This is a genomic window from Parapedobacter pyrenivorans (genome assembly GCF_014636865.1).
Lineage (GTDB): Bacteria > Bacteroidota > Bacteroidia > Sphingobacteriales > Sphingobacteriaceae > Parapedobacter > Parapedobacter pyrenivorans.
Genome location: NZ_BMER01000003.1, coordinates 403909 through 418327 on the forward strand (window position 1 = coordinate 403909; position 14419 = coordinate 418327).

At 47.7% G+C, this 14419-nt stretch carries 10 protein-coding genes; 7 read left to right on the plus strand and 3 right to left on the minus strand.

Annotated elements, in window-relative coordinates; translation table 11 throughout:
* Positions 1-46 precede the first annotated feature (46 nt).
* From IEV98_RS16585 to IEV98_RS16595, 3 genes are all read right to left on the minus strand, one after another.
* Positions 47-1027, minus strand: a complete 981-nt coding sequence (locus IEV98_RS16585; protein WP_188507133.1) for a deoxyhypusine synthase family protein — start codon at positions 1025-1027, stop codon at positions 47-49.
* A gap of 47 nt (positions 1028-1074) precedes the next feature.
* A complete protein-coding gene (locus IEV98_RS16590; protein WP_188507134.1) occupies positions 1075-2172 on the minus strand; it encodes a mandelate racemase/muconate lactonizing enzyme family protein in 1098 nt (365 codons plus the stop codon).
* A 123-nt stretch (positions 2173-2295) separates the two neighbouring features.
* Complete coding sequence (locus tag IEV98_RS16595; RefSeq protein ID WP_188507135.1) at positions 2296-3606, minus strand: ammonium transporter; 1311 nt, start codon at positions 3604-3606, stop codon at positions 2296-2298.
* Positions 3607-3930: 324 nt separating this feature from the next.
* Between IEV98_RS16595 and IEV98_RS16600 the strand changes: the two genes are divergently transcribed.
* From IEV98_RS16600 to IEV98_RS16630, 7 genes are all read left to right on the plus strand, one after another.
* A complete protein-coding gene (locus IEV98_RS16600) occupies positions 3931-4572 on the plus strand; it encodes a DinB family protein (RefSeq protein ID WP_188507136.1) in 642 nt (213 codons plus the stop codon).
* Positions 4573-4767: 195 nt separating this feature from the next.
* Positions 4768-9198 carry a DNA polymerase III subunit alpha gene (gene dnaE / locus IEV98_RS16605; protein WP_188507224.1) on the plus strand — a complete coding sequence of 1477 codons (4431 nt, stop codon included), beginning with the start codon at positions 4768-4770 and terminating at the stop codon, positions 9196-9198.
* 130 nt (positions 9199-9328) lie between these two features.
* Positions 9329-9646 (plus strand): thioredoxin, encoded by a 318-nt coding sequence (trxA, locus tag IEV98_RS16610; protein ID WP_188507137.1) that lies wholly within the window; start codon positions 9329-9331, stop codon positions 9644-9646.
* Between the two features lie 183 nt (positions 9647-9829).
* Positions 9830-11302: an RNA polymerase factor sigma-54 gene (rpoN, locus tag IEV98_RS16615; protein ID WP_188507138.1), complete on the plus strand. Its 1473-nt coding sequence runs from the start codon at positions 9830-9832 to the stop codon at positions 11300-11302.
* Between the two features lie 88 nt (positions 11303-11390).
* On the plus strand, positions 11391-12257 hold the full coding sequence (locus IEV98_RS16620; RefSeq protein WP_229738801.1) for a YncE family protein: 867 nt from the start codon (positions 11391-11393) through the stop codon (positions 12255-12257).
* Positions 12258-12403: 146 nt separating this feature from the next.
* On the plus strand, positions 12404-13276 hold the full coding sequence (locus IEV98_RS16625) for a carbon-nitrogen hydrolase (RefSeq protein WP_188507139.1): 873 nt from the start codon (positions 12404-12406) through the stop codon (positions 13274-13276).
* A 53-nt stretch (positions 13277-13329) separates the two neighbouring features.
* Positions 13330-14379 (plus strand): agmatine deiminase family protein, encoded by a 1050-nt coding sequence (locus IEV98_RS16630; RefSeq protein ID WP_188507140.1) that lies wholly within the window; start codon positions 13330-13332, stop codon positions 14377-14379.
* Positions 14380-14419 lie beyond the last annotated feature (40 nt).

Genomic DNA, 14419 nt, shown 5'->3' on the forward strand with positions numbered 1-14419 from the left:
CCCAAGGGTTCATTCATGTTATTGGAAGCAAGTCAGAAAGAATCAACTATTGCCCCAAAACCCATGCAAAAATCAATGGAGCCACGATAGTCGCGTCAGATTCAACAATGAATTTCGGCGTATCAATATCCAGCTTTCCCCAGGTTATTTTCTCATTGGGCACAGCCCCTGAATACGAACCATAGGAAGTCGTTGAGTCCGATATCTGGCAGAAATAACTCCAAAACGGAATGTTTTCCATCTCCATATCCTGATAAAGCATAGGCACTACGCATATTGGAAAATCACCCGCAATGCCACCGGCGATCTGGAAAAACCCCACACCTTTACCCCCGGAATTACTGATGTACCAATCCGAAAGATAGGCCATATATTCGATGCCGCTCTTCATTGTGGAAGCATTCAGCTCACCTTTGATCACATACGACGCAAAAATATTGCCCATGGTGCTGTCTTCCCAACCCGGCACCACGATGGGCAGGTTCTTCTCGGCGGCGGCCAGCATCCAGGAGTTTTTCGGATCTATTTCATAATATTGCTCCAGTACACCACTATTGAGCATCTTATACATGTATTCATGCGGAAAATACCGCTCACCTGCCGTTTCGGCATCTTTCCATATTTTGTGGATATGCTGCTGCAAGCGGCGGAACGCCTCTTCTTCAGGAATGCAGGTATCTGTGACGCGGTTGTAATGGTTCTCCAACAGGTCCCACTCATCTTGCGGGCTAAGGTCGCGGTAATTAGGCACCCGTTTGTAATGTGAATGGGCGACCAGGTTCATAATGTCTTCCTCCAGGTTTGCCCCGGTGCAACTGATAATAGATACTTTATCCTGCCGGATCATCTCAGCCAGCGAAATCCCCAATTCGGCGGTGCTCATTGCACCCGCCAGGGTAATCATCATTTTGCCTCCCGCATCTAGATGTGCTTCGTAACCCTTAGCAGCATCCACCAAAGCTGCTGCATTGAAATGCAGGTAATTCGTTTCGATAAACTGGGATATCGGACCTCTTAATTTGCTCATCGTTTTATTGTACTTGATTTTACGGATACAAAGGTAGGGTTTTCAACTCATACCTCCCATTGCTCGCACTTTTTGAGGAACGCTTCGTCTGCGTCCGCACCGATACCCGGCAACTCGGGCAGCGTTATCCGATAGCCATCGAATTGTACGCCAGCCACTACCGGATCCTCCAAATGCCCAATCATACAAGTATCCAAATCGAAGAACTGCACATTGGATGCGGAATATGCAAAATGCACCTTAGCTGACAAGGCTATGCGACTTTCAAGCATGCCGCCGATCATGCAAGGGACACCATATTTTGCGGCGACCCGCTGGATACGCATTGCTTCTGTGATACCGCTGGATTTAGCAAACTTAATATTGATGTAGTCGCAGGCGCTTTGGCCCGCCAGTCGGATAGCATCACGATGGTCGTAACAGCTTTCGTCGGCCATGATGGGAATGACGGTTTCCTTGCGTAGCTGCGGCAAGAGGTGATCATTATAGTCGCGCAGGGGCTGTTCACAAAATTGGATATTCGATGCTTCCAGTCCCCGCAACGCGCTGCAGGCCTGGCCAAAATCCCAACCTTGATTGGCGTCTATCCGTAAAGGTATCTCTTGCCCGACGGCCCCGCGGATGGCCCGTATCCTGGCAATGTCAGCCTCGGGTTCCTTGCCCAACTTAACTTTTAGCACTTCTGCACCTTGGTTTTTGAAGGCCAGCGCCTTCTTAGCCATCTCCGCCGGGCTGGCGATCCCTACGGTGATGTCCGTAACGATATCGCGCACCTCTCCTTTCAGGTAGCGATACAGCGGCAAGGCCGCATGTTTGGCGGCCAGATCGTATAGTGCCATATCAAAGGCGCTTTTAATCGTGGTATTCCGGGCAATAAACCCATCGAGTTCCGCCAACCGTGCATCGATAGCCAGCGGCTCCTTTCCTTTCCACAGCCGCGCGAACTCACGGGCCAGCACCAAGCAGGTATCCTGTGTTTCACCCACAATCATCGGGAAGGCCGAACATTCGCCAACACCATACAAGCCTCTGTCTGTGTGTATCCGAATCAACGTATTCTGTGCGTAGTCCATTGTTCCGGTAGCGATGACAAAAGGTTCCATCGGGATGCTGAAGCGGTAGATTGATGTGTGGGTTATTTTCATTTCATTCGGGTTACATCGGTCCGAAATTACTGTTTTTACACCGAAAGAGAATTAAAATCAGTGAATAAAAAAACCGCCGTCAGCCTGTGGACTGCGGCGGCAAACACTAAAACATGAATCAAACTACAATTTCTCGCCGTGTTGGCTGATATCCAGCCCAATCTCTTCCTCCTCGGGAGAAACTCTCAATTTAGTAATCAAATCGGTAATTTTGAGGATAACGAAGGCCATTACCAAGGTAAAAATCACCGCACCGATAAGTCCGATGACGTGGGCGAAAAACAACCCCGTTTCACCGAAAAACAGTCCGTCGGTCGTAACCACTCCGTTTATAGTCTTAGTCGCAAATACACCCGTCAATAACATTCCAACCATCCCGCCAACGCCATGACTTGGAAAGACATCCAACGTATCATCTACGCGTGAATGAGTGCGCCACTCGACAATTAATCTACTAATGATGGAAGCGACCACGCCAATAATCAGGGAATGGGGTACCGTAACGAATCCTGCCGCGGGAGTAATGGCCACCAAACCGACTACAACACCAATACACACGCCCATAGCCGTAGGTTTCTTGCCGCGAGCCGCATCAAAGAAAATCCACGCCAATGCCGCTGCACCCGACGCCGTGCTGGTAGTAGCCACGGCCGTTGCTGCCAACTCGGTTGCACCGAAAGCGGAGCCGGCATTGAAGCCAAACCAACCGAACCACAAAAAACCCGTTCCCAAAATGACATAAGAAATGCGCGCGGGATCATGCCCACCATTTGCATATCCCTGTTTGAGGTATAAAGCCGATGCCAACGCCGTGACCCCCGCCGACATATGCACGACAGTCCCACCGGCGAAGTCAAGCACACCCATTCCCGCAAGCAATCCGTCGGGGTGCCAAGTGGCATGGGCCAGTGGCGCATAAATGAAAACAAAAAACAAGCAAAGAAACAACACATATGAAGTAAACCGAATGCGTTCGGCGAACGCACCGGTAATCAACGCCGGCGTGATAATTGCGAACTTCAATTGGTACATGGCAAACAAAACAAAGGGAATTGTCGGCGCCCCGGGCCAATTCGGTCCACCGATGACCCCGTCGAACATAAAATAGGTAGTCGGATTACCGATAACGCCACCAACGGATTCTCCGAACACCAAACTAAAACCAAATACTACCCAGATAACGGCCACGACGGCCATGCAAATGAAACTTTGCAGCATCGTGGAAATCACATTTTTCTTCTTGACCATGCCCCCATAGAAAAATGCCAAGCCAGGCGTCATAATCAGTACCAAAGCCGTTGAGGTAAGCATCCATGCGATGTCTGCACTATCAAAATCATGATTACCCTCATTGGGAATGCCGGGATAAAACAAGGCCAACAACACAATTAAACTCAATAAAACGAACGGAATTGTAGATTTTCGTGATTTCATTTTGACTTTTTACATTAATTTTTTTCCAAAACTATGCATAATGTCAATAACATTTTAAATTTTTTAATAAAAAACATACAAAAACCAATAAAAAACCAAAAAACATACATAAAAATGCGAAATTAAACAAACAAACAACCATATAATTACCAATAATAAAAACAATAGGCACAAAACCAAAAAAAACCAACAAAACCCCAATCACCAACCAAACACTAAAGTCGCTCAATATTTTTGTCGCGATTTCCCCTTACAATGGCACAATCACCACCCATGGAGTATAACCATATTTGCTACCTTTGAACGAAACAAACATCAAACATCATGAACAAGTTATTGCTTCTGAGTGCAGCGTTTCTCACACTCTCATTCACCACAACGGAATCGACCCTCCCGACGAAACACATCCATGGAGAGGCTATTGTACCGCAAAATGACAAAGCATTCTTGCGGGACTATTACCGAGAAACGAAAAACCAACTAAAAAAGAGTATCAAGGGGTTAAGTACGGCCCAATTGCAGTACAAACCATCGGCTTCAGAATGGTCGGTAAGCCAATGTTTGGAACACATCATCAAGACGGAGAAAGCCATCTTCGGCATGACCAAGGAAGCATTGGAAAAGCCAGCGAATCCTGAGCGGAAGGATGAAGTAAAAGTTACCGATCAGCAACTCATTGATGGCATGACGGACCGCAGCGAAAAAGCAGAAGCACCAGCCATGTTGACAGGTACCGGTAGCTATCAGGATGTTGCAACAGCCCTCAAGGATTTTCAGGCACAACGCACCGAAATATTGGATTATATCGAAACCGTTCCCCTTGATGAATTGCGCAATCACATCAACGATTCACCTTTCGGACCGGTAGACTCCTACCATTCCATACTATTTATCGCAGCGCACACAGCGCGGCACACTCTTCAAATAGAAGAAGTAAAATCAAAAGATACGTTCCCGAAGGAATAATTGACAACTACAATGGATAGCGGGCAATTGCCCGCTATCCATGCACAACTGGCTATGTGGAAAACCTAAACCATGTAATCCCAATTACTTGGCGCCACAAAGGCCCTAAGTTTACCTGTTCATTAGACTTTCCCTTTAAAAAACCGTAAGTTTGTTTGGGTATTCTAACCCATGAGGTTTTTTTCTAGGGAAGCGATGTATTTAATTTTTGACACCGAAACGACCGGTCTCCCCAAGCGCTGGGATGCACCGATTAGCGATACTGACAATTGGCCGCGATGTATACAAATTGCCTGGCAATTGCATGATGCGTTTGGCAACCTCATCGAGCACCAAGACTACTTGATCAAACCGGAAGGCTTCAATATCCCATTTGACGCGGAACGGATTCACGGCATTTCTACTGAACTGGCAGACGAACAAGGCGTCGCTTTAACAGGTGTACTTCAAAAATTCAACGATGCGCTGGGCAAAGCCAAATTCGTTGTCGGCCAAAACATCGGGTTCGACATCAACATCATGGGTTGTGAATTTTACCGACTTGGCGTTGATTCTCCCCTAGCCCAAATGCCGGTACTCGACACGTGCACGGAAGTGACCGCAGAACTGATCAAGATCCCCGGTGGCCGTGGTGGCAGGTACAAGCTACCAACTCTCACGGAGTTACACCAATATCTTTTCGGCGTACCCTTCGCTGAGGCGCACAACGCCACGGCAGACGTGGAAGCAACCACCCGTTGTTTTCTCGAATTAATAAAACGGGAGGTCTTCACGCTAGCACAATTGCAGGCGGACACGGGCTACTTCATCGAATTCCGCCAGCAAAACCCCCAAACGATACAACCTGTCGGGCTTACGCACATTAATCTCAAGGCAGCATCCGATGAAATACGTAAACGCCTACAAAGCCAGCAGCAGACCGATGTGCCCGCGCAAGACCTGGAAGCCAACAAGAGGGATATGGCAAGCGTGGATTTTGTCCATTTGCATAACCACACCCAATTTTCGGTCTTACAATCCACGATATCCGTCGGAGACCTGGTAAAGGCGGCGGCGGCCCACAAAATGCCTGCCGTAGCCGTTACCGACCACGGTAATATGATGGGGGCATTTCATTTCGTAAGCAATGTGCTTAACCACAACAAAGCTGCGGAAGCTAAGAATAAAATCGCGCTTGAAAAGGGAGAACCAGCTACAGAAACGATCATCAAACCCATTGTGGGTTGCGAGTTTTACGTATGTGAAGACCATACCGATAAGTCGAGAAAAGACAATGGTTATCAGGTAGTTTTACTTGCGAAGAATAAGGCCGGCTATCATAACCTGGCGAAAATGTCCTCCATAGCCTACACCAAGGGCTTTTACTACGTACCACGTATTGACCGCACCATCCTGGAACGGTACAAGGAAAACATTATCGTGCTCTCCGGTAACCTTTACGGCGAAATCCCCAGCAAGCTGCTAAATATTGGCGAAAACCAAGCAGAAGAAGCATTGATTTGGTGGAAAAACACCTTCGGCGCCGATTTTTATATCGAATTGATGCGGCATGGACAGGAAGATGAGGAGCGCGTAAATCAAAGCCTTATCGCTTTGGCTGGCAAACACGCCGTGAAAATCGTTGCGACCAACAACACCTATTATATCAGCAGGGCTGATGCCCACGCTCACGACATCCTGCTCTGTGTAAAAGATGGCGAGAAACTCGCCACCCCCAAGGGACGTGGACGTGGCTTTCGTTTTGGGTTACCGAACGACGAATATTACTTCAAATCGGGAGAGGAAATGAAAAAAGCCTTTGCCGATCTCCCCGAGGCCATTCTCAACATTCAAGAAGTTGTAAACAAGATCGAGCCCTACTCCCTGTACCGCGATGTACTGTTGCCTAAATTTGAGATACCAGCAGAATTTCAGGTGGCGGATGACCAGACCGACGAGGGCAAACGCGGCGAAAACAAATATCTACGTCACCTTACCTATGTCGGCGCCGACAAGCGCTATCCCGAAATCACGCCCGAGATACGCGAGCGCCTGGACTTTGAACTTGCAACCATTGAACGTACTGGATATCCGGGCTATTTTCTCATCGTCCAAGATTTCATTGCCGAGGCTAGGAACCTTGGTGTCTCCGTAGGACCGGGGCGAGGTTCTGCGGCCGGGTCTGCCGTAGCTTACTGTCTTGGTATTACGAATATCGACCCCATAGCATACGACCTGCTATTCGAACGGTTTCTCAATCCAGACCGGATTTCGATGCCCGATATCGATATCGATTTCGACGACGAAGGTCGTGGCCGGGTAATGGATTACGTCATTGATAAATATGGAGCTAACCAAGTGGCCCAGATTATCACATATGGCACCATGGCTGCCAAATCGTCTATCCGTGACACGGCACGGGTACTCGACCTCCCCTTGTTTGAAGCCGATAAGATTGCCAAGCTCATTCCCAATCTGAAACTCAATAAAATCTTCACCATGGGTGCTCAAGCACTCAAAAGTGCACTCCGTGCGGATGAAATGGAAAATGTCCAGCAATTGGTTTCAATGGCCGACGGCAAAGGGCTTGAAGCCGAAACCATCCGCCAGGCACAGGTGCTCGAAGGCTCACTCCGCAATACAGGTATCCATGCCTGCGGAGTCATTATCACACCGGATGACATCACGAATTTTGTACCGGTAGCAACGGCAAAAGATTCCGAGCTGTATGTAACCCAGTTTGACAACTCCGTGGTGGAAAGCGCGGGATTGTTAAAAATGGACTTTTTGGGACTAAAAACGCTTACGCTCATTAAGGATACGGTAAAAATCGTCAAATATCGGCACAACGTCGACCTCGACCCTGATGAATTCCCGATAGATGACCAGAAGACTTACGAACTCTTCCAACGCGGCGAAACCGTCGGCATCTTCCAATATGAGTCGCCCGGCATGCAGAAATACATGAAGGAGCTGAAGCCGACCGTCTTCGGCGACTTGATTGCCATGAATGCGCTCTATCGGCCCGGTCCCATGGAATACATTCCGAGTTTCATCCGTCGTAAGCACGGCCACGAACCGATCACGTACGATATCGATGCCTGTGAGGAATACCTGAAAGAGACGTATGGCATCACCGTATACCAAGAGCAGGTGATGCTCCTTTCCCAGAAACTGGCCGGTTTTACAAAGGGAGAAGCGGATGTACTACGTAAGGCGATGGGTAAAAAGCAGCGTGACGTGCTGGATAAAATGAAACCCAAATTCGTCGAGCAAGCGGCAGCCATCGGCCATCCGGCCAAGGTGCTGGAAAAAATATGGAAGGATTGGGAGGCGTTTGCCAGCTACGCATTCAATAAGTCGCATTCGACCTGCTACGCATGGGTGGCGTATCAGACCGCTTACTTAAAAGCCCATTATCCGGCGGAATATATGGCTGCTGTGCTCTCCAATAACATGAGTGACATCAAGCAGGTGACTTTTTTCATGGAAGAGTGTAAACGCATGGGCTTGCAGGTATTGGGACCGGATGTCAATGAATCGCATTATAAATTCACAGTAAATGACAAGGGAGCCATCCGGTTTGGCATGGGGGCCGTCAAAGGAGTGGGTGCGGGAGCCGTAGATACCATTGTACAAAATCGCAAAGATAGCCCATACCTTTCGATTTTTGACTTGACACGCCGTATCGACTTGCGTGCTGCCAATAAAAAGGCATTTGAAAGCTTAGCCTACGCGGGTGGATTTGACAGCTTTATGGACACGCACCGAGCACAGTATTTCCATGCGGACGGTGATGGGGGCACGACACTTGAAAAAGCTTTAAAATATGGCACAAAACATCGGGAAAGTGAAAACTCAACACAGGTAAGCCTATTCGGGGGCAGCAGTAACATCCCAATTCCCGAACCCACACTACCTTTCTGTGCTGAATGGGGTCTGATCGAAAAACTCAAATATGAAAAGGATGTCATCGGCATCTACCTCACCAGTCATCCACTGGATAACTACCGATTTGAGATCACCCATTTTTGCCAACACCCGGTAAAAATGCTTAACCTGATCGACAAAGTGAAACAATCGGAAGTGGATGAAGAAACCCGTGATGAGTTTAACAAAATCAGGAACCGAGAACTTACAATCGGCGGTATGGTAACGGCAGCCAGCCACCGTGTTACCAAAAATGGTAAGCCTTTCGGCGTAATGGTATTGGAAGACTATTCCGATTCCTATGAAATTGCACTCTTCGGTGAAGACTACGTAAAAATGAAAGGTTACTTGCATGAAGGCTATTTCATACAAGTACGTGGCATGATCCAAGAACGCTACCGGCAAGCTGGAAATTGGGGATTCGAGGTAAAAAGCATGCAATTACTTTCCGATCTGCGGGACAAGCTGGCTAAAAGCCTAACCATCCAAGTGCCGCTACATGAGCTGAATGATGGTTTTGTAGGCCGCATCCAACAACTCGTGCACTCCAATATCGAGCAGCATGAGAACAAGACCTGCCAACTGAAGTTCGCCGTACGGGACTTTGATTCGGAGATAAGCATTGAAATGCCTTCTAAAGGACTGAAAATCAGTCCAAGCAACGACTTTATCGAGGCACTCACCAAACTAAGTGGTGTCCACTACAAGTTAAATTAATGTCAGATTGTCCGAGCCGAAGGCTTGGCAATGAATTTGTTCACTATCTTTGCAGAACCCGATGTTTCAGAATCGGAAAGTCGGAAATACGAATAGCAAATAGGCGAATAAATAAAATAAGCAAAACATCATGGCATTAGAGATCACAGACAGCAACTTTGATGAAGTTGTACTTAAATCAGACAAACCTGTATTGGTGGATTTTTGGGCAGAATGGTGCGGCCCTTGCCGCATGGTAGGTCCAATTGTGGAAGAATTGGCAAAAGAGTATGACGGTAAGGCCGTTGTTGGCAAGGTAAATGTCGATTATAACCCCGACATTTCGGTCAAGTACGGTATCCGCAATATACCTGCACTACTTTTCTTTAAAGATGGCCAAATTGTAGATAAGCAGATTGGGGCAGTGCCCAAATCAGTGTTGGCCGACAAATTGGTTAAACAACTTTAAAAACAACGATACCACTTGTACAACAAAGCCCGCGGCTTAATCGCCGTGGGCTTTGTTGTTTTATGTACCGCGCAGCATTGTTGCGAGTGAGGATGAAGTTTGCTAAACTGTACAGCTTCTTTTTTGAATGGCAGCCCATGCAGGTTTGCCCTATTTTCTGTATGTTTGTGAAGTGAATAGATTATGCTAAAACAGACTTTACAACAAAAATTATTACAAAAACTATCTCCTCAGCAAATCCAGTTTATCAAATTGCTGCAGGTACCAACCGTCTCATTGGACACCCGCATTAAGGAAGAACTGGAAGAAAATCCTGCGCTGGAAGATATCAGCCTGGCTAACATGAACGAGCCAGCGGAGGAGTATCCGGATAAAGACCCAGACGAGAGTTTTAGCGAAGATGACCAACCCGGAGAACTTGATGAGTTCAATGTGGATGATTATTTGCAAGCCGACGACGTCAACGACTACGGTTCCAGCCAAAGTAACAATGGCGACGATGAAGACGAGCGCAAAGAAATCCCCATTGCCATTCAAAACTCCTTTTTCGAAAATCTCCAGCAGCAGTTGGACCTACTTGCGCTGTCAGACAGGGATTTCCTTATTGGACAGCAAATCATCGGCAGTCTGGACGATGATGGATACCTCAGACGCCCCATCTCCTCCCTCATCGATGATCTTGCTTTTGCCCAAAACGTCATAGCCGAGGAAGATGAGGTGGAAGATCTATTACGGATCATTCAAGAATTTGACCCGGCGGGAATAGGCGCGCGCAATCTCCAGGAATGCCTGCTGATCCAACTGCGCAAAAAAGATCAGGAGAATCCCATCATCAAAAAGGCGATCGCCGTCGTGGAAAACCATCTTGAAGAGTTCACCAAAAAACATTACGACAAGCTGGAACGCTCGCTCAATATTAATTCGGAAGAGCTCAAAGGCATCGTCAACGAGATCCTCAAACTTAATCCCAAGCCCGGTGATTCGGGTGCCGTAGCGGGTAAGCAACTCCATATCATCCCCGATTTCCACATCAGCAACAATGATGGCGTGCTCCACCTAACACTCAATGCGCGAAACGCTCCCGAGCTCCGCGTAAGCCGCTCCTATCAGGAAATGTTCGATCACTATGATAAGGCCGCGCAAAAAGACAAAAAAATGAAGGAGGCCGTGCAGTTCGTCAAACAAAAGCTCGATTCGGCAAAATGGTTTATCGATGCCATCAAACAACGGCAGCAAACGTTGTTAAAAACTATGAATGCCATCATGAATTATCAATACGACTATTTTCTCACTGCCGACGAACGCCAACTTAAACCGATGATCCTTAAAGATATAGCGGATCGCATCGATATGGATATCTCTACCGTATCCCGGGTGGCCAATTCCAAATACGTGCAGACAGAATTCGGGACATTCCTGTTGAAGTCATTTTTCTCGGAAGCCATCCAAACAGACAGCGGCGAAGAGGTATCCAATAAGGAAGTGAAAAAAATATTAGAGGAGTGCATCTCCAACGAAAATAAGCGGAAACCGCTCGCAGATGAAAAACTCACCGAAATACTGAAGGAAAAGGGATATACCATCGCCCGCCGTACGGTGGCCAAATATCGGGAAGCCATGGGAATTCCCGTTGCACGGTTACGCAAGGAGTTGTAGGGTTTGAAGATTTGATGATCTATTGATGCGGTAATCGATGGATTGGTTGCCAATTTGCATATTGCTAACATATAAATCCTTAACGACTATGAACAATTCATTTCTTTTTGCAGCAGCTGCGGCTTTAGCCTTATCAGGATGCGCAGGCAGTCAAAATGGGGGTACGGACGAAACGCCCGTCACGCCCGAACTTACCCAGGTTTGGAAAACCGACACTGTATTCACCGGTTCGGAATCCACCCTGTACGACCCTTCAGCTGACGTCATTTATGTCTCCAACGGCAATACCAAAGCCGGTGAAAAAGATAACGACGGATTCATTTCCGTCGTCAATACCGACGGCACCGTACGCGATCTCAGATGGGCGGAAGGCAACCTCCATGCACCTAAGGGCATGGCCCTTATCGGCGGAAAACTATATGTAACGGACATCGACGAAGTTAAGATCATCGATGTCGCATCGGCTTCCATCGAAAAGACAATTGCTGTGGATAGCGCTGTCTTCTTGAATGATGTGGCTACAGATGGACAACAAGTGTATTTCTCGGATAGCCGGACAGGTCGCATCTACGCATTGGCAACGGACGGCAGTTACGAGACTATATCCACCACCAACACCGGCGTAAACGGACTGGAATGCCATGCTGGCCATTTATATGCGTTGGACGGTGAGGGGCTGAAAAAATTCAGCAGTGATGGCAACTACACACAAGAAACCATCAACACGCAAGTAACCGGTGGCGATGGGCTGGTGATATTAAACGATAGCACGTTTGTGGCTAGTAGGTGGCATGGCGAGATCTTTTTTATCCGTGGCAGCGAAACCACGGTATTGCTTGATACACAAGCCGAAAAATCGAATACAGCAGATATCGGGTTTGTGCCCGGCAAAAACCTTGTCATCGTCCCTACCTTCCTCAAAAATGAAGTTGCAGCGTACGAACTAGCGTATTGACGGTTACCATGTTGACACAACGCCACTTTGTCGCCAGGGGAATTTAACCCGGGGCTATGAAGTGGCGTTACTCCCCCCTTTCAAACTTGTTGGCTTTTTTACTGTTGTAATAAGTAGTACCTTTGCACGACTAAAAAAAGCGCATTATGACCAAAGTGAAAATCGGAACGGTGCAGATGAGTTGCGTGGCAGACAAGGCTTCGAACCTGAAAAAGGCTGTTGAGCAGATTCGTGTCGCAGCTGCCAAGGGGGCTCAGATTGTGTGTCTGCAGGAGTTATTTACATCGCTTTATTTCTGCGATGTAGAAGACTATGACAATTTTGAATTGGCAGAGGCCATTCCCGGCCCATCAACGGAAGCGCTGCAAACTATAGCCGCCGAACTGGGGGTAGTCATCATCGCTTCCCTATTTGAAAAGCGAACCGAGGGCCTATATCACAATACCACAGCGGTCATTGATGCTGACGGCACTTACCTTGGAAAATACCGTAAAATGCACATTCCTGATGATCCGGGCTTTTACGAAAAATTCTACTTCACTCCTGGTGACTTAGGCTATAAAGTGTTCAAAACTAAATACGCGACCATCGGTGTGCTAATCTGCTGGGATCAATGGTATCCCGAGGCCTCACGTATCACCGCATTGATGGGGGCGGAGGTCTTATTTTTCCCTACCGCTATCGGCTGGGCTACGGATCAAGATGAGGAAACCAATCAAGACCAATACAATGCGTGGCAGACCATCCAGCGTAGCCACTCGGTAGCCAACGGCATTCCCGTCGTGAGTGTAAACCGGGTAGGATTCGAGCAAGCTGGCGCCATGAAGTTTTGGGGGGGTAGCTTTATTACAAACGCACAGGGCCGATTACTTTACCTTGGCTCGCATGACGTCGAAGAAACCGAGGTTACCGAAGTGGATTTGTCGCAATCGGATTATTTCCGCAAACATTGGCCCTTCCTCCGCGATCGTAGAATTGATAGCTACCAGCCTATCACGAAAAGATTTATCGATGAGTAATTAGGAAATCACATTCCCATTTTTTTCCAAAAATCCGCTGTTTATTTGTACCAATGACGATTCCGACCCCACATGCGTTAGGTTACTATTTTCCTGCCGAATGGCACCCACATCGGGCCACCTGGTTAAGTTGGCCCCACAAAGAAGCCAGTTGGCCGGGCAGACTCAACGATGTATACCGACCCTATTGCCAGTTTATTAAGGAAGTATCTGTCGGCGAACAGGTCTGCATTAATGTGGCTGACGCGGCGATGGAAAAGTTTGCGTCCACCCATTTGATAGAAGCCGGTGTAAATCTGGCGAGGATTTCCTTTCATCACCATCCGACGGACGATGCCTGGTGCCGAGACCACGGCCCGGCGTTCCTGATCAATCCAAATGCAGCTATTAAAAAAATCATTGTGGATTGGGGTTATAATGCTTGGGGCGGAAAATACCCACCTTATGAACAGGATGATGTCATTCCTACACGCGTAGGCGGCGCACTGGATATTCCGGTCTACCATCCCAACATCGTTATGGAGGGTGGCTCGGTCGATTTCAACGGGCAGGGCACGATCTTGACCACAACGGCATGTTTGCTGAATAAAAATCGTAATCCTCACCTGAGCCAGTACCAGGTCGAGGAATATCTATATGAATATTATGGGGCATCCCAAATTCTTTGGCTTGGGGACGGTATCGTGGGTGACGACACCGACGGCCACATTGACGATATCACGCGCTTTGTGAATAGCGATACCGTAGTGACCGTAGTCGAGGAGGATCGTACAGACGAGAACTATGGCATTTTGCAAGAGAACCTTCTATTGCTCAAAAAAATGCGGCTGGTGGATGGAAAACAACTCCATATCGTTGAATTGCCAATGCCGAAACCCGTAAGCTATGAAGGGCAGCGATTACCAGCCTCTTATGCAAATTTCTATATTGCCAACGCAGCGGTAGTGGTACCTACTTACCGCGACGACAAAAATGACCAACAAGCGCTGGATACGTTAGCTAAGTGCTTCCCGGGTCGTAAAGTAGTAGGCATAGACAGTACTGACATTATTTGGGGGCTTGGCAGCTGGCATTGCCTCAGTCAACAGGAGCCTGAAATTTAGCGGGCCTCTCTAAGGATCACTATAATTTATCATAAATCAC